This is a genomic window from Caballeronia arvi, from assembly GCF_001544695.2.
Taxonomy (GTDB): domain Bacteria; phylum Pseudomonadota; class Gammaproteobacteria; order Burkholderiales; family Burkholderiaceae; genus Caballeronia; species Caballeronia arvi.
The window spans coordinates 1-14,922 of record NZ_FCOM02000014.1; the positions used below are offsets into that span (position 1 = coordinate 1).

General features: G+C 64.3%; 16 protein-coding genes. 12 read left to right on the forward strand and 4 right to left on the reverse strand.

The features are described from left to right. Positions 1-674 (reverse strand): citrate/2-methylcitrate synthase (locus AWB74_RS17710; RefSeq protein ID WP_327362010.1); only part of this gene is annotated, 674 nt, incomplete at its 3' end. Between the two features lie 22 nt (positions 675-696). Beyond that, the gene (gene prpB / locus AWB74_RS17715; RefSeq protein WP_061148048.1) at positions 697-1,593 is read right to left on the reverse strand and encodes a methylisocitrate lyase; all 897 of its coding nucleotides are present in this window, start codon (positions 1,591-1,593) and stop codon (positions 697-699) included. A 198-nt stretch (positions 1,594-1,791) separates the two neighbouring features. Here prpB and prpR point away from each other — a divergent pair, with 198 nt between their 5' ends. Further along, complete coding sequence (prpR, locus tag AWB74_RS17720; RefSeq protein WP_061148049.1) at positions 1,792-3,735, forward strand: propionate catabolism operon regulatory protein PrpR; 1,944 nt, start codon at positions 1,792-1,794, stop codon at positions 3,733-3,735. 23 nt (positions 3,736-3,758) lie between these two features. Here the strand turns inward: prpR and AWB74_RS17725 are convergent, their stop codons facing one another. Continuing rightward, entirely contained in the window at positions 3,759-4,823 is a 1,065-nt protein-coding gene (locus AWB74_RS17725; protein WP_061148050.1) for a LacI family DNA-binding transcriptional regulator, read from the reverse strand. A 396-nt stretch (positions 4,824-5,219) separates the two neighbouring features. On the opposite strand from AWB74_RS17725, the gene AWB74_RS17730 reads away from it, so the two are divergent. The 11 genes from AWB74_RS17730 to AWB74_RS17780 all read left to right on the forward strand — a co-directional run bounded on the left by AWB74_RS17730 (position 5,220) and on the right by AWB74_RS17780 (position 14,405). Continuing rightward, positions 5,220-5,612, forward strand: a complete 393-nt coding sequence (locus AWB74_RS17730; RefSeq protein WP_235024610.1) for a RidA family protein — start codon at positions 5,220-5,222, stop codon at positions 5,610-5,612. Positions 5,613-5,668: 56 nt separating this feature from the next. Then, positions 5,669-6,973 (forward strand): MFS transporter, encoded by a 1,305-nt coding sequence (locus tag AWB74_RS17735; RefSeq protein WP_061148172.1) that lies wholly within the window; start codon positions 5,669-5,671, stop codon positions 6,971-6,973. 38 nt (positions 6,974-7,011) lie between these two features. Continuing rightward, complete coding sequence (locus AWB74_RS17740) at positions 7,012-7,614, forward strand: flavin reductase family protein (RefSeq protein ID WP_061148052.1); 603 nt, start codon at positions 7,012-7,014, stop codon at positions 7,612-7,614. Between the two features lie 77 nt (positions 7,615-7,691). Then, on the forward strand, positions 7,692-8,852 hold the full coding sequence (locus AWB74_RS17745) for an acyl-CoA dehydrogenase family protein (protein WP_061148053.1): 1,161 nt from the start codon (positions 7,692-7,694) through the stop codon (positions 8,850-8,852). Beyond that, positions 8,842-10,374 (forward strand): AMP-binding protein, encoded by a 1,533-nt coding sequence (locus AWB74_RS17750; protein WP_061148054.1) that lies wholly within the window; start codon positions 8,842-8,844, stop codon positions 10,372-10,374. The genes AWB74_RS17745 and AWB74_RS17750 overlap by 11 nt, the downstream gene beginning before the upstream one ends. Before the next feature lie 16 nt (positions 10,375-10,390). Continuing rightward, positions 10,391-11,182, forward strand: a complete 792-nt coding sequence (locus tag AWB74_RS17755; RefSeq protein ID WP_061148055.1) for a citryl-CoA lyase — start codon at positions 10,391-10,393, stop codon at positions 11,180-11,182. Then, positions 11,179-11,616 carry an acyl-CoA thioesterase gene (locus tag AWB74_RS17760; RefSeq protein ID WP_061148056.1) on the forward strand — a complete coding sequence of 146 codons (438 nt, stop codon included), beginning with the start codon at positions 11,179-11,181 and terminating at the stop codon, positions 11,614-11,616. The genes AWB74_RS17755 and AWB74_RS17760 overlap by 4 nt, the downstream gene beginning before the upstream one ends. Then, positions 11,613-12,413 carry an enoyl-CoA hydratase/isomerase family protein gene (locus tag AWB74_RS17765; protein WP_061148057.1) on the forward strand — a complete coding sequence of 267 codons (801 nt, stop codon included), beginning with the start codon at positions 11,613-11,615 and terminating at the stop codon, positions 12,411-12,413. The genes AWB74_RS17760 and AWB74_RS17765 overlap by 4 nt, the downstream gene beginning before the upstream one ends. Position 12,414: 1 nt before the next feature. Next, positions 12,415-13,164 (forward strand): electron transfer flavoprotein subunit beta/FixA family protein, encoded by a 750-nt coding sequence (locus AWB74_RS17770; protein ID WP_061148058.1) that lies wholly within the window; start codon positions 12,415-12,417, stop codon positions 13,162-13,164. Between the two features lie 30 nt (positions 13,165-13,194). After that, complete coding sequence (locus tag AWB74_RS17775; RefSeq protein ID WP_061148059.1) at positions 13,195-14,139, forward strand: electron transfer flavoprotein subunit alpha/FixB family protein; 945 nt, start codon at positions 13,195-13,197, stop codon at positions 14,137-14,139. Then, positions 14,136-14,405: a hypothetical protein gene (locus AWB74_RS17780; protein WP_061148060.1), complete on the forward strand. Its 270-nt coding sequence runs from the start codon at positions 14,136-14,138 to the stop codon at positions 14,403-14,405. The genes AWB74_RS17775 and AWB74_RS17780 overlap by 4 nt, the downstream gene beginning before the upstream one ends. Before the next feature lie 133 nt (positions 14,406-14,538). Here AWB74_RS17780 and AWB74_RS17785 read toward each other — a convergent pair whose 3' ends face one another. Continuing rightward, positions 14,539-14,808, reverse strand: coding sequence for a hypothetical protein (locus tag AWB74_RS17785; RefSeq protein WP_143749273.1), 270 nt, complete (start codon positions 14,806-14,808; stop codon positions 14,539-14,541). Between the last annotated feature and the right edge of the window lie 114 nt (positions 14,809-14,922).

The following is a 14,922-nucleotide window of genomic DNA, read 5'->3' on the forward strand; positions in this document are numbered from 1 at the left end:
CCGGTGATCGCCGAATACATGTCCGAGCCCGTGCCCGCGATCACGCGCGAGGTGAACGTCGATGCGTTGAACTCATGTTCGGCGTAAAGATTGAGCGATACGTGCATCGCATCGACCCATGACTTCGACGGCGCCACGCCATGCAGCAGATGCAGAAAGTGTCCGCCGATGGAATCGTCGTCGGTTTCGACTTCGATGCGCTTGCCGTTATGCGAGTAGTGATACCAGTACAGCAGCATCGAGCCGAGCGAGGCCATCAGACGGTCGGCGATATCCTTTGCGCCCGGCGTGTTGTGATCGTCCTTCTCGGGCAGAAGCGTGCCGAGCACGGAGACGCCGGTGCGCATCACGTCCATCGCATTCGCCGATGCGGGAATCCATTCGAGCGCGGCCTTCAGGTTCGCGGGCAGGCCGCGCAAAGCCTTCAGCTTCGCTTTATAAGCCTTCAGTTCGGCGGCATTCGGCAGCTTGCCATGCACGAGCAGATGCGCGATTTCTTCGAACTCGGACGTCGTCGCGACATCGAGAATGTCGTAGCCGCGATAGTGCAAATCGTTGCCGGTCTTGCCGACCGTGCACAGCGCGGTATTGCCCGCGGTCACGCCCGACAGCGCGACGGATTTCTTCGGTTTGAAAGCGCCTGCGGATGCGGTGCTGTTGTCTGCTTCGCTCATTGATTTGTCTCCTTCACAAAGGTTATTTCTGTGCTGCAAAAAGCTGATCCAGCTTGTCTTCGTAGGCGTGATAGCCGAGATACTTGTACAGGTCGGCGCGCGTCTGCATCGTTTCGACGGCGGCTTTCTGCGTGCCGTCGCGCTTCACGGTTTCATAGAAATTCAAGGCCGCCGCATTCATCGCGCGATATGCGCCGCAACAATACAACGCGATATCGACGTTCGCGTCCTTCAGTTCATCGACGGTGAACATCGGCGTCGAGCCGAACTCGGTCAGGTTCGCGAGAATCGGCACGCGCACGGCGGCCTTGAAGCGGCGATAGTCGTCGAGCGACTTCATCGCTTCGGGGAAGATCATATCCGCGCCCGCTTCGACATACGCGACGGCGCGCTCGATCGCGGCGTCGATGCCTTCGGCGCCCGCGGCATCCGTGCGCGCCATGATGACGAACGATTCGTCCGTGCGCGCATCGACGGCGGCTTTCACGCGATCGACCATCTCGCCGGTCGACACGACTTCCTTGCCCGGCCGATGCCCGCAGCGCTTCTGCCCGACCTGATCCTCGATATGCACGGCCGCGACGCCCGCCTTGATGAACGAGCGGATCGTGCGCGCGATATTGAAGGCGCCGCCCCAGCCCGTGTCGATATCGGCCATCAAGGGCAGCGAGGACGCATCGGTGATGCGTCGCGCGTCGATCAGCACGTCTTCCATCGTGCTGATGCCGAGATCGGGCATGCCGAGCGAATTCGCGGCCACGCCGCCGCCCGACAGATACAGCGCCTTGAAGCCGACGGCTTCGGCCATCTTCGCCGCGTAGGCGGTGATCGCGCCGACGACCTGCAACGGGGATTCTTCGGCGACTGCCTTGCGGAAGCGCGCGCCCGCGGTTTGCGCGGACAGGTTTTCGAAACTCACATTCGTCTCCTCAAAAAGTCCGCATCTATATGCAAATAGCTTGCCAGCTCGTGATATTTCCGTAAGTGCCTGATTTTTCGAGATAAGAGAAACTCTGCGAATCATCGTGCTTTTCACGACTGAAATTTCATATTTCGGACCTGAAATGAAATGGCGCATACTGGACGCACTTCGCCGTGTCATTCAACGTAGACGATCATGCAAACGGAAATTGCGTCCCGCCCGCGCATCTGGGCTGTCGGCATCAGCCGGCTCAGGGATTTATTCATCGATATCGCCGGCGCCTATGCCGACCGCGCCGAGCTCGACGTCGTGCCGCTCGGCTACGAGGACGCCGCGAACAGCATCGAAGCCGCGCGCGACGGGCGGCCGGATGTCGTCGTGGCGGGCGGCTCGAATGGCGCTTATCTGAAGGGCCGCGTGTCGGTGCCGGTCGTCGTCATCAGCCCAACCGGTTTCGACGTGATGCACGCGCTCACGAAGGCGCGGCGCGAGGGCGCGAGCGTCGCGCTCGTCACGCACGGCGATACGCCCGCGGAGATCCGCCGGTTCCTCGCGGCCTACGGCATCGACATGATCTGCGAGTCGTATCGCTCGGCGCAGGACGCGGAGAACCTCGTGCTGGACCTGCGCGATCGCGGCGTCGATGTCGTGGTCGGCCCCGGCCTCGTCGCGGATCTCGCGGCCGATGCGGGCATGAGTTCGGTGTTTCTTTATTCGCGCACGTCCGTCGTCGGTGCTTTCGAGACCGCGCTGGAAGTCGCGCAGGCGATGCGCCACGAGGTCGCGCGCCGCAATCGCCTGGACAACCTGTTGCAGCATCTGCGCGATGGCGTCGTCGCGGTCGATGCGGGCGGCCGCATCGAAGCCATCAATCGACGGTTGGCCACCGCGCTCGGCATCGCGGATACATCGCGCGCGGTCGGCCAGGCGCTGCTCGATGTCGCGCCCGAACTCGACGGCGTGTTGCCCTCCGCCGATGGCGACGTCTTCGGCTCCGTGCGCGGCGTGAGCTATGCGATCCATCGCGGGCCGCTCGCGAGCGAAGGCGCATCGGGCGGCACGATCTTCACGTTCCAGGAATCGCGCGCGGTCGAGCGGCTGGACCGGACGCTGCGATCGCGGCAGGGGGCGCAGGAATTCGTCGCGCGTTATCGGCTGGAGGATGTCGTCGGCGAGTCGGAGTCGATCGAGCGGGTCAGGGCGCTCGTGCGCCGTTACGCGAAATCCGACGCCACCGTGCTGATTCTCGGCGAAAGCGGCACGGGCAAGGAAATGGTCGCGCAAAGCATGCATCGCCTGAGCCGTCGCAAGGACTTTCCGTTCGTCGCGATGAACTGCGGCGCCTTTCCCGAAGCGCTGCTCGAAAGCGAGCTTTTCGGCTACGAGGAGGGCGCGTTCACCGGCGCGCGCAAGGGTGGCAAGGCCGGGCTGATCGAGGCGGCGCATCGCGGCACCTTGTTTCTCGACGAAATCGGCGAGATGCCGCCGCCGCTGCAGAGCCGCTTATTGCGCGTGCTGCAGGAGAGGGAAGTCATCCGTCTCGGATCGACGGAGCCGACGCGCGTCGATATCCGCGTGATTGCGGCGACGCATCGCACGCTCGCTGAAGGTGTCGCCGATGGCTCGTTCCGGGCCGATCTGTTCTATCGCATCAACATTCTGAGCGTGGCGTTGCCGCCCTTGCGCGCGCGATCCAGCGACATCCTGCCCCTGGCGACGGCGCTGCTGGTGCAGGCCGCCCGGCGCGACAAGGCGCTCGCGTTGCGCGTACCCGGCCGCGAAGCTGCGGCACGCCTGCTCGCGCCGCTGGAGCCGGTGCTTCAGCGCTATCCGTGGCCTGGGAATGTGCGCGAGTTGCAGAATATCGTCGAGCGTATCGCGGTGGAGATTTCGGACATGGACGTCGACAAGGATGCCGCCATCGCGTTGACATTGAACGAGCTGGAAGCGATCGCGCCCGAGGTGTTCGAAAACAGGTCCGACGACAAGACGGATCTGTCGCTTCGCGATCTGAGCCGCTCGGTGGAAGCCGATCAGGTCCGCGCGTCGCTGGCCGCGTTCGGAGGCGATCGCGATGCGGTTTGCAGAGCGCTCGGCATCAGCAAGACGACGTTGTGGCGAAGGCTCAATGCGAAGTGAGGTTTGCGCCGACCGCTAAAAGCTCATGCGCGAACTGCGCGTGAACGTGCGGGCGGACTTGCCTTGCCGCGCGCGGGCGTCCGGTGCGGCCCGTCTGAACTCCGGATGATCAGCTCGGGCGCCCAGATTTCCTGAAGCGTCTGCGGCGGCGCGCCTTCGAGTCGCTGAAGCAGCATCTGCGCCATCCGCTTGCCCGCGCGATGTGTCTCCGCCGAGAACGTCGTCAGCGCGGGCTGCACATATCGTCCGATCGGATGATTGTCTCCGCCGATCACGCCGACATCGCCTCCCGGCATCCTTCCCGTTTCCGCGATGCCGCGCAGCGCGCCCAGCGCGATCAGATCGTGCCCGCACACGATCGCCGTGGGCGGGTCCGCAAGCTTCAGCAGCCTGCGCGCGGCCTCTGCGCCGCCTTCTTCCGATATATCCGCCTCGATGCAGAGCGACTTGTCGAACCTGATGCCCGCCGCGCGCAAGGCTTCCGCATAGCCCGTTCGCTCGAGATGACTGAACATCAGATATTCCGGCGCATGAACGAGCGCAATGCGCCGATGCCCCAGCGCGATGAACCGCGCGCAGCCGGCGCGGCCCACGACCTCATGATCGATATCGACGAACGGGAAGGCGTCGGAGGTTTCGCTGCGGCCAAAGGCGACGAAGGGAATGTCGCGCTCCAGCAAATAGGCGATGCGTTCATCCTGACGCCGCGTGCGCCCGAAAAGGAGCGCATCCACGCGCTGCCGCTCGATGAGACGCTTGAACACATCGATCTCCGTTTCGACGCTGCGCGCGGACGCGACGATCACCTGAAAGCCGGTGTTGTCCATCGCATCGTTCACGCCCATCAGCATGTCCAGAAAAAACGGATGAGCGAACGACGTCTGCGGGGGCGACACGACGAACGCGATCGTATCCGCCGATTGCCGTCGCAGGCGGCGCGCGGCCGGGTCCGGCGAAAAGCCGTGCAGCTCGGCGGCTTCCAGCACGCGCTTGCGCGTGTCGGCGCTGACGTCCTCGCGGCCGTTCAGCGCCTTCGAGACGGTGCTGACCGACAGCTTCAGCTTCGCTGCGAATTCCTGGATGTTCATTCCGGCTGCTCTCCATGTGCCCGCTTCGGCGAAACGTCGAAAACGATTTTCGGACATTTTACGCGCGCGTCATGTGTTTCGTTGATGGCCGTGTGCCACGTACAGAAATCGATTTCGAAAATGGCGATTCTTTAGCGGTTTCTGCATCGGTGTTTACCCTTCGGCAGACACCGGCATCGACCGGAAAAACAGTGCGATGTAGGGCGCTGGCGCGCTTGCAGCGTGCGGCTCTGCCCGGAATAGAACGCTCGGATCATCTTCTAAAACGATTTCGGAACCGGGCTTTTACGCTCTTGAATTTCGCGAATGCGCCTGCTACCTTAGTTTCGAAATCGTTTTCGAAGGAAAGCGAAAATCGCGGGGCAAACAGGCACGTCCACTCAACGGTGAGCAATCTTGATCGAATATATCGTCACACCCAATGCGCCTCTGCCGCGCGGGCATTACGCGCAGGCAACTAAAGCGAATGGTCTGGTTTTCGTCTCCGGCCAGTTGCCGCTCCAGAACGTGGACGGCGTCGTTCTTCCCGAAGGGCTCGACGCGCAGGTTCATCAGGCTTTATCGAACGTGCGTGAAGTGCTGCTGGCAGCGGGAAGCGATGTCGACAAGCTGTTGAGCGTGCAGATCTATGTGTCCGACATCGACAACTGGCCGAGGGTGAATGAACTGTATCGGGCGTTCATCGGCTCCGACGCGCCGGCTCGCACCGTCGTGCCATGCGGCCACTTGCACTACGGCGCGCATGTCGAGATCAGCGCGATCGCCCTGAGCGGCGACGTCGCCCGATAAACCCGCGCACGCGTGCAGAGCGCACGAGAGTCGCGCAGTTCGAAGAGGAGATGACCATGCAAGCGTTTGACTGGTACAGGGAAGCGGCGCCGGCAGAGCGGCGCACCTTCTGGGGATGCTTTTGCGGCTGGACGCTGGATAGCTTCGACAATCAGGTGCTGTCGTTTCTCTTGCCCGCGCTGATGGCGGCGTGGCATTTCTCGAAGACCGAAGCGGGGCTGATCGCGACATCGTCCCTGCTTGCGGCCGCGCTCGGCGGATGGGTCTCCGGCATCCTGAGCGATCGTCACGGCCGTGTGCGCGTGCTGACGGGCTCGATCATCTGGTTCACGGCGTTCAGCATCATCGCGGGATTCACGAACTCCTATCACCAGTTGCTGATCGTGCGCGCGTTGCAGGGCGTCGGCTTCGGCGCGGAATGGGCGGTCGGCGCGGCGCTGATGGCGGAAGTGATCAACCCCGCGCATCGGGGCAAGGCGCTCGGGCTCGTGCAAAGCGGCTTCTCCGTCGGCTGGGCGCTCGCCGCCGTCATCACGGGCTTGCTGCTCGCGTATCTGCCCGCGTCCATCGCCTGGCGCTCGGCGTTCTGGATCGGTGTCGTTCCCGCGCTCGTCGTGCTGCTGATTCGACGGTACATTCCGGAGCCCGAAGTATTCCGCGAAATGAAGCGGGCGACGGGCGGCGCAGTCGTGGCGACCTGGCGCTCATCGTTCCGTGCGGATGTGCGCCGCTGGAGCCTGCTGGCCGCGCTGCTCGTCACGGGGCTTCAGGCCAGCAGCTACGCCATCATGATCTGGCTGCCGACGATGCTCATGCAGGTGCGCCACCTGCCGGTATCCACCGTGGCGCTGATGGCGACGATGATGAGCGCCGGCTCGTTCATCGGGCAAGTAGGGTTCGCGTATCTCAACGATTCGTTCGGCCGCCGTTTCACCGCGATTGCGTTCTGCATCTTCTCCGCTTCGCTGACGGCGTGCTACCTCTTCGTTCCGATGGACCCGTGGCTTCTCGCGCTCCTCGGCCTTCCGGTCGGCATGGGCATCAACGGCGCGTTCGCCGGCATCGGACCGATGTTGTCGGAGCTGTTCCCGACCGAGATCCGCACGACCTGCATGGGCTTTTCGTACAACGTGGGCAAGTCGCTCGGCGCGCTCTCCGTCGCGCTGGTGGGCGCGGTGGCGGAGCGCATGGGCATGGTGGGATCGATCGCGGTGTTCTGCTTCATCGGCTATTTCTGCGCGCTGCTCGCGCTGACTTTCCTGCCGGAGACGCGCGGCCGCGATCTCACCAAAGTCGTCGCCGACGACGAAGACTACGAACCGGCCGACCTGCTCGAACAGGCAAGCTCGACGCGCAGATGACGCTTCACCCCGCATTCATCGACATATCGGAGACACGCATGTTTTACGATCCCGCCGCGGGCCACGGCCTGCCGCATGATCCGTTCAAGGCGATCGTCGCGCCGCGCCTCATCGGCTGGATTTCGACGCGTTCCGCGACCGGTCAGCCGAATCTCGCGCCATACAGCTTCTTCGGCGCTTTCGGCAGCGCGCCGCCGATCATCGGCTTCTCGAGCGAAGGGCGCAAGGACAGCCTACGCAACATCGAGGCGACGCGCGAATTCGTCTGGAACCTCGCCACGCGCCCGCTCGCCGAGAAGATGAATCTGACTTCGGCGACGGTCGGGCCGGAAGTCGACGAATTCGAGCTGACGGGCCTGACGCCCATCGCGGGGCGCAACGTATCGGCGCCGCGAGTCGGGGAATCGCCGGCGGCACTCGAATGCCGGCTCCTGCAGGTCACGCATCTGCACGACCTGAACGGCAAGCCCACCGACAACTGGCTCGTCCTCGGGCAAGTGGTCGGCGTGCATATCCAGCAGGCGTATCTGAAGGAAGGTCTCTTCGATACGCGCGCCGCGCAGCCGATCATGCGCGCCGGTTATCGCGCGGACTACGCGCAGATCGGCGAAATGTTCGAGATGTATCGCCCGATGGTCTGAGCGCCGCGCGAAATCGGCACACCCGCCGGCACACGCACGCCTTTTATCGAAAACGATTTCGACAATGTGAGACTGCAATGACTCAAATCGACAACGAAGTATCCATGATCCGCGAAACCGCACGGCGCTTCGTGCGCAACCGGCTCGTTCCGCTCGAACAGCAGATCGAAACGGACGACGACGTCAGCGACGAACTTCTGGCGCAGTTGCGCTCGGAAGTCGCAGCGCTCGGGCTTTACGGGTTCAACCTTCCGGAGAGCATCGGCGGGCCGGGGCTGTCGGCTGCTGCGAAGGTCGCGATACTCGAGGAGCTGACGCATACGTCGGTGCCGCTGAGCGAGGTATTCGGCCATCTGCCGCTTCAGTTGTCGCAGGCGAACGAGCGGCAACGCGCCGAACTTTTGCCGGACATTCTCGCGGGCCGGAAGATCGTCACGTATGCGTTGACCGAGCCCAACGCAGGCTCGGATCTCGGCGGCCTGCGCACGCGCGCCGAGAAAGCATCGGGTGGCTGGCTGCTCAACGGAGCCAAGCATTTCATCTCGCATGCGGAAACGGCGGATTACATCATCGTGCTCGCGGTCACCGATGCGTCGGCGTCGCTGAAGAGCAAGCTCACCACGTTCATCGTTCGCCGTGGCAATCCGGGCGTCGTCGGCATGACGCGTTACCGAAAGATGGGCTGGCGCGGCTATCACCTGAATGGCTTCACGCTGGAGAACTGCTTCGTTCCCGACGAAGACCTGCTCGGCGAGGTCAACGCGGGCTTCCTCGGCATGATGCAGTCGATCAATCAGGATCGCCTATTGTCGGCGAGCCGCTCGCTGGGTCTTTCGGCGCGCGCCCAGGCGATGGCCTGCGAGTACGCGCAGGAGCGCAAGGCATTCGGCGCGCATCTCGCACAGCATCAGGCGGTCCAGTTCATGATCGCCGACAACGATGTCGAGATCGAGGCGGCGCGCATGCTGATCCGCGCGGCGGCGGAGATGATCGAACGCGAAGACGCGCACGCGCACGTCGCCGCGTGCCGCGCGAAGCTCTATGCGAGCGAGATGGGCTGCCGCGTGACGGATCGCGTGCTGCAGATTTTCGGCGGCATGGGTTACATGACGGAACTGCCCATCGAGCGCTTTTATCGCGATGCGCGAGCGTTTCGCATCGGCGAAGGCACGTCGGAGATGCAGCGGATTCAGATCGCACGCGCGGCATTCGCGTCGGGAGGCCGTCATGGCCTTTGATCTGCTCGAAGCCGGCAACATCGAACGCGTCGCGCTGCATCATGGCGAACGCAGCTTCACGCGAGGCGAACTGGGCGTGGCGTCGCGTCGCGCGGCATCGTTCCTGCATGAACTCGGCGTGAGACGCGGCGATACCATCGCGGTCTGGCTGCCCGACGGCGCGGTGTGGATGCAGCTCTTCTTCGGCGCGGCGCAGCTCGGCGCGTTGATGGTGCCGGTGAGCACGCGCTTCAGGCAGCAGGAAGCGCTGCATGTCGTGAAGACCGCGAACGCGCGCGTGCTCTTCGTGCCGGAACGCTTTCTCGATTTCGACTACGCCGGAGCAGCGCGCGAGATCGAAGCGGCTTGCGAAGCGTTGCAGCAGGTCGTCGAAGTCGCGCGGTTCGACAGCCTCGAATGGAACGCCTACGAGCCGTATCCGCGCTGGGAAGGGCGCGACACGGATCTGCTGTGCACCTTCATGACGTCCGGCACCACCGGCCAGCCGAAGCTCGCCGCGCACACGGCGGGCGGCATCGCGCGGCATGCGCGCAACGTCGGCCGATACAACGACATGCGTGCGGACGACGTCATGCTCTGCGCGCTGCCGCTCTATGGTGTGCTCGGCTTCGTGCAGGCGATTGCGGCATTGGCTGCGGGCGCGGCGTGCGTGCTGTTGCCGGTCTTCAAGGCCGATGCGGCGGCCGCGGCCATCGAACGGCATCGCGTCACGCATTTCTTCGGTTCGGACGCCATGCTCGACATGGTGCTGAACGCCGGAGACTACTCGCTGGCGAGCTGGCGGCGCGGCGCGTTTCCCGAATACGCGGGACTGGGCCGGAGCGTCATCGCGAAGGCATGGGACGCGTGGGGCGTGCGCCTGACCGCGCTCTACGGCATGTCCGAGTGCTTCGCGATGACCGCGATGCGCGACCCGCAAGGCGATGCGGAGCAACGCGGCCTGCCCGGCGGCATGCCGATCTCATCCGACATCGCGTTCCGCATCGCCGATCCCGCGAGTGACGCGCCACTTCCCGACCGGCAACAGGGCGAACTGCAACTGCGCGGCTATAACGTGATGGCCGGCTATCTGAACAATCCGGTGGCGAGCGCCGCAGCCTTCACGGCGGACGGCTGGTTCCGGACCGGCGATCTCGCTTACGCCGATGGCGCTTCGTTCCGCTACGTCGGCCGCATCCGGGACAGCCTGCGTCTGCGCGGCTATCTGGTCGATCCCGCCGAGATCGAGATGTTCCTCGCGCAGCATCCGGGCGTTGAGGCGGCGCAGGTCGTCGGGGTTCATGTCGAAGGCGAGGGCGATGTCGCCGTGGCTTTCATTCGCGAGTCGAAGACGCCCGCCAGCGAAGAAGCGCTGCTCGCCTGGTGCAAGCAGGGCATCGCGGGCTTCAAGGTGCCGCGCCGCATCGTGAGCGTACCGGCCTTTCCGCAGAAGGACGGACCCAACGGCGTCAAGGTGCTCAGAAACGAGTTGCGCGAGATGGCTTCGCAAAGCCTCGGGCTCGCACAAACCACATCCGCATGACACGGGAGTTCAAACCATGAAGCAAGCTGAGATTCGATCGGACATCGCGTGGGCGACGCCTGAGAAGGTGGTCATTCACGGCCTCGATCTGTGCGAAGACATCGTCGGCAAGATCGACTTCGGGCAGATGGCGTTTCTGCAATTGTTCGCGCGCCTGCCCGACGAGCGCGAGCTGCGCATGTTCAACGCGATGATGGTCATTCTCGTCGAGCACGGCATCACGCCTTCGTCGCTTGCCACGCGCATGACCTATGCGGGCGCGCCGGAAGCGGTGCAGGCGGCGGTCGCGGCGGGCCTGCTCGGTCTGGGCTCGGTGTTCGTCGGCTCGCTCGACAATGCCGCGCGGCTGTTGCAGGAGTCGATGCCCGATCCGCACAACGCCGATATCGATGCACTCGCGCGCACGATCGTCGAAGACTACCGCGCGCGTCGGGAAATCCTGCCGGGCCTCGGGCATCCGTTCCACAAGCCCGTCGATCCGCGTGCGCCCGCGCTGTTCAAGGTCGCGCAGGAGACCGGCTACGACGGGCCGTATATCCGCCTCATGACGGCGATCGGCAGGCAAGCCGAGCGCAAGCTCGATCGCGCGTTGCCGGTGAACGTCACGGGCGCGATGGCCGCCGTCGCGTCGGAGATGGGCATTCAATGGCGCATCTGCCGCGGACTCGCGGTTGCCGCACGCGCGGTCGGCCTGGTCGGTCACATCCTCGAGGAAATGCGGCAGCCGCTCGCGACCGCGCTCTATCTGCGCACGGAGCATGAAGCGAGCGCGCATCTCGTTCCTCACGAAGAACGGGACGGACGATGAACGCATCGCAAAGCAACGGCTTTCGCTTCTGGACCGAAGAGAAGCTGAGAAACGCCGACACGGACCAGTTCAGACACGTCAACAACGCGGTCATCGCGACATTGTTCGAAGCGGCGCGCATGGAGATCGTCGCGCCGCCGCAGGTTCGCGCGCTGATGGACGGCGCGAATCTCGCCGTCGTGAGATTGCTGATCGAGTTCAGCGCCGAGTTGCACTTTCCGGGACGCGTGCGGGTGGGCAGCACGGTGGTCGAGGTGGGGAACACGTCGTTCAAGGTGCGGCAAGGCTTGTTCGACGGGCACCGCGGAAACTGCTGCGCGACGGCTGAAGCCGTGTGCGTTCTGGTGCACGGCGAAACCGCTCGTCCGCATCCGATCGTGCCCGCACTGCGCGCATATCTTTTGACCGACGCGGCCACGGAGACACTCGCATGAACGCAGACAAGGTGTTGGTTGAGCGGCGCGGAAACATCGCGCTCGTCACGCTGAACGATCCCGGCCGCCGCAATGCGCTGTCGCGCGAGATCGTGCGCGGGGTGTCGGTTTCATTGCAGCGCGCACTGGACGAAGGCGCGCGCGCAGTCGTGATCGCGGCGAACGGACCGGCATTTTGCGCGGGCGCGAACATCGACGATCTTCGCGACGGATGGATGGAACGTCCCGCGCCCGACGAAGACCCCGCGCTGATGTTCGAACGCATCGCCGAGTTCGAGCGGCCGGTGATCGCAGCGGTTCACGGCCCGGCGCTCGGCGGCGGCATGGAACTCATGCTCGCGTGCGATCTCGTCGTCGCGTGCGAAGCCGCATGGTTCTCGATGCCCGAGCTCGGGCACGGCGTGATCCCGAACACGGGCGTGGCCTTGCTGCCGCGCGTGATCGGCATGCGCCGCGCGTTCGATCTGATCCTGACGCGACGGCGCGTTGCGGCCGACGAAGCGTTGGACATCGGCCTCGTCAATCGCGTGGTTCCCGCACATGCGGTGCTCGACAGCGTGCTGTCGCTCGCCGGACAAGTGGTCGAAGCCGTGCCGCCAGGCGCGCTGAAGGCGGCGAAGCGCAATTTGCGCGCGCATGCCGCCATCGACTGGGAGCGTGTCGTGAAGTCCCCGCTGGATGTTCCGAAGACGGAATGGCGGGAAGGTCTCGATGCGTTCATGCAGAAACGCACGCCCGACTATGACCGCTTCTGGCGTGAACCCGCAACGACCTTGCAAGGCATCGAAGGAGACTGACGTGAAAGTACTGGTAGCGGTGAAACGGTCCGTGGACGCCAACGTGAAGATCGGCGTGAAGCGCGACAACACGGGCGTCGACGTTGCGAACGTCAAGATGTCGATGAATCCGTTCGATGAAATCGCGGTGGAGGAAGCCGTGCGCCTGAAGGAAGCGGGCGTGGCGACGGAAGTGATCGCGGTATCGGCGGGTGTCGCGCAATGCCAGGAAACGCTGCGAACCGCGCTTGCGATCGGCGCGGACCGCGCGATTCTCATCGAATCGAACGAAGAGCTGCAGCCGCTCGCCGTGGCGAAGCTGCTCAAGGCGCTGGTCGACCGCGAGCAGCCGTCGCTCGTGATTTTGGGCAAGCAGGCGATCGACGACGATTCGAATCAGACCGGCCAGATGCTCGCCGCGCTCGCGCACTTGCCGCAGGCGACGTTCGCGTCGAAGGTCTCGATCGCGAACGGCAAGGCGACGGTGTCGCGCGAAGTGGACGGCGGCGCAGAAACGCTGTCGCTCACCTTGCCGGCCGTGGTGACGACCGATCTGCGCCTCAACGAGCCGCGCTACGTCACGCTGCCCAACATCATGAAGGCGAAGAAGAAGCCGCTGGAAACCGTAACGCCCGAAGCGCTCGGTGTCGATGTTGCGCCGCGGCTCGAGACGCTGAAGGTCCGCGAGCCGCAAAAGCGCGCCGCGGGCGTGAAGGTGGCGGATGCGAAGGCGCTGGTCGCGAAGCTCACGACCGAAGCCAGGGTGCTTTGACATCAGAAATCAGGACAGGCGGAGAACGACATGACGATTCTTGTGATTGCCGAGCACGACAACCAGACGCTGAAGGCGGCGACGCTGAACACGGTTGCAGCGGCGGCGAAAATTGGCGGCGACATTCATGTGCTGATTGCAGGTTCGAACGCGCAAGGTGCGGCGGACGCGGCGGCGAAACTTGCCGGGGTCGCGAAAGTGCTGCTCGCCGATGCGCCGCAGCTTGCCGATGGACTCGCGGAGAATATCGAGGCGACGCTGATCGAGGTCGCGAAGGACTATTCGCACATCCTCGCGCCGGCGAGCGCTTATGGAAAGAACGTCGCGCCGCGCATTGCAGCCCGGCTCGATGTCGCTCAGGTCAGCGACATCGTTTCGGTCGTCGATGCCGATACGTTCGAGCGCCCGATCTACGCGGGCAACGCCATCGCGATGGTCAGGTCTCGCGATCCCGTCAAAGTGATCACGGTGCGGGCCACGGCATTCGATCCTGTCGCGACGGAAGGCGGCAGCGCATCGATCGAAACCATTCCGGCCGGCACCGATGCAGGCGTCTCGCAGTGCGTGAGCCGCGAAGTGACGAAGCTCGATCGTCCGGAGCTGACTTCCGCCGATGTGGTCGTATCGGGCGGTCGCGGCCTCGGCAGCGGCGACAACTACAGGACCGTGCTCGAACCGCTCGCCGACAGACTGGGCGCGGCGATGGGCGCATCGCGCGCGGCCGTCGACGCCGGTTATGCGCCCAATGATTATCAGGTCGGCCAGACAGGCAAGATCGTCGCGCCGGAGTTGTATATCGCGGTAGGCATCTCGGGTGCGATCCAGCATCTCGCGGGCATGAAGGACTCGAAGATCATCGTCGCGATCAACAAGGACGAGGAAGCGCCCATCTTCAGCGTCGCGGATTACGGGCTCGTCGGCGACCTGTTCGATTGCGTGCCTTCGCTGCTCGGGGAGCTGGACGCGCTGTCATGAACGCGCGGCTGCCAGGCGCCGCGCACAGCGGCCCGATTCCGGCAAACACGGTTCGCCTTCAGGCCCGCGCCGACGCGAATGCCGAAGACGCAACCGTGTGGCGATGGTTCTCGTTGCTGCTGCAGGACTCGCGCATCCGATGGGTGCGGGCGCATGAAGGCTGGCTCGTTTCCATCGACCATCGGCACATGGCGACCGAAGCGACCTTCGACGAAGCGATGCGCGCCGCGAAAGCGCGTCTCGATGGGCAGATCGCGCGCGATTGAGCACGACCGGAAAGCTTTCGGGTGAATCGGTCAAAGGAACGCCCGTTCGTTATGAAACGGCGACCGGACAAAAATATCGGGTCATCGACGGCGAGGCGAACTGCGCCGCCGAGACCCGCCACGCGCACCGCCCTTACTGGCCGCCCGAATAGATGTTGCAGAACGGCAGCGGCGTGCAGTTGGACGTCCTGCCCGCGGTCGTCCACTTCGCAGTCGTGCCGCTGGCGCTCTGGCCGGCCGGGGCGCCGCCATAGGCCGAATCGCCGGAAGGCGCGATGGACTGCGCGTTCTGCTGCGTGGATGACGGCATGGACTGAAGCGTGTCGGTCGTTTCCTGCGCCTGGGTCAGACTCCCGAGCGAAAACCCGGCCACCAACAATGCCGATATGAGTACGGTCTTCATGACGAACTCCTTCAACGAAGGCTTTCTGTAGCCCGACGGTCCCTTATTTAGACATGCGAGCGAACGCATGCCGAGCGTTCGATTGCATTCGCTTCGGCCACGTTCGAGTCGCGT

What these genes read in the sequence shown, in the direction of transcription:
- prpR (WP_061148049.1), top strand. Translation starts at nt 1,792, where the DNA reads ATGCAAACGGAAATTGCGTCCCGCCCGCGCATCTGGGCTGTCGGCATC.
- AWB74_RS17725 (WP_061148050.1), bottom strand. Translation starts at nt 4,823, where the DNA reads ATGAACATCCAGGAATTCGCAGCGAAGCTGAAGCTGTCGGTCAGCACC.
- AWB74_RS17735 (WP_061148172.1), top strand. Translation starts at nt 5,669, where the DNA reads ATGCAAGCGTTTGACTGGTACAGGGAAGCGGCGCCGGCAGAGCGGCGC.
- AWB74_RS17740 (WP_061148052.1), top strand. Translation starts at nt 7,012, where the DNA reads ATGTTTTACGATCCCGCCGCGGGCCACGGCCTGCCGCATGATCCGTTC.
- AWB74_RS17745 (WP_061148053.1), top strand. Translation starts at nt 7,692, where the DNA reads ATGACTCAAATCGACAACGAAGTATCCATGATCCGCGAAACCGCACGG.
- AWB74_RS17750 (WP_061148054.1), top strand. Translation starts at nt 8,842, where the DNA reads ATGGCCTTTGATCTGCTCGAAGCCGGCAACATCGAACGCGTCGCGCTG.
- AWB74_RS17755 (WP_061148055.1), top strand. Translation starts at nt 10,391, where the DNA reads ATGAAGCAAGCTGAGATTCGATCGGACATCGCGTGGGCGACGCCTGAG.
- AWB74_RS17760 (WP_061148056.1), top strand. Translation starts at nt 11,179, where the DNA reads ATGAACGCATCGCAAAGCAACGGCTTTCGCTTCTGGACCGAAGAGAAG.
- AWB74_RS17765 (WP_061148057.1), top strand. Translation starts at nt 11,613, where the DNA reads ATGAACGCAGACAAGGTGTTGGTTGAGCGGCGCGGAAACATCGCGCTC.
- AWB74_RS17775 (WP_061148059.1), top strand. Translation starts at nt 13,195, where the DNA reads ATGACGATTCTTGTGATTGCCGAGCACGACAACCAGACGCTGAAGGCG.
- AWB74_RS17780 (WP_061148060.1), top strand. Translation starts at nt 14,136, where the DNA reads ATGAACGCGCGGCTGCCAGGCGCCGCGCACAGCGGCCCGATTCCGGCA.
- AWB74_RS17785 (WP_143749273.1), bottom strand. Translation starts at nt 14,808, where the DNA reads ATGAAGACCGTACTCATATCGGCATTGTTGGTGGCCGGGTTTTCGCTC.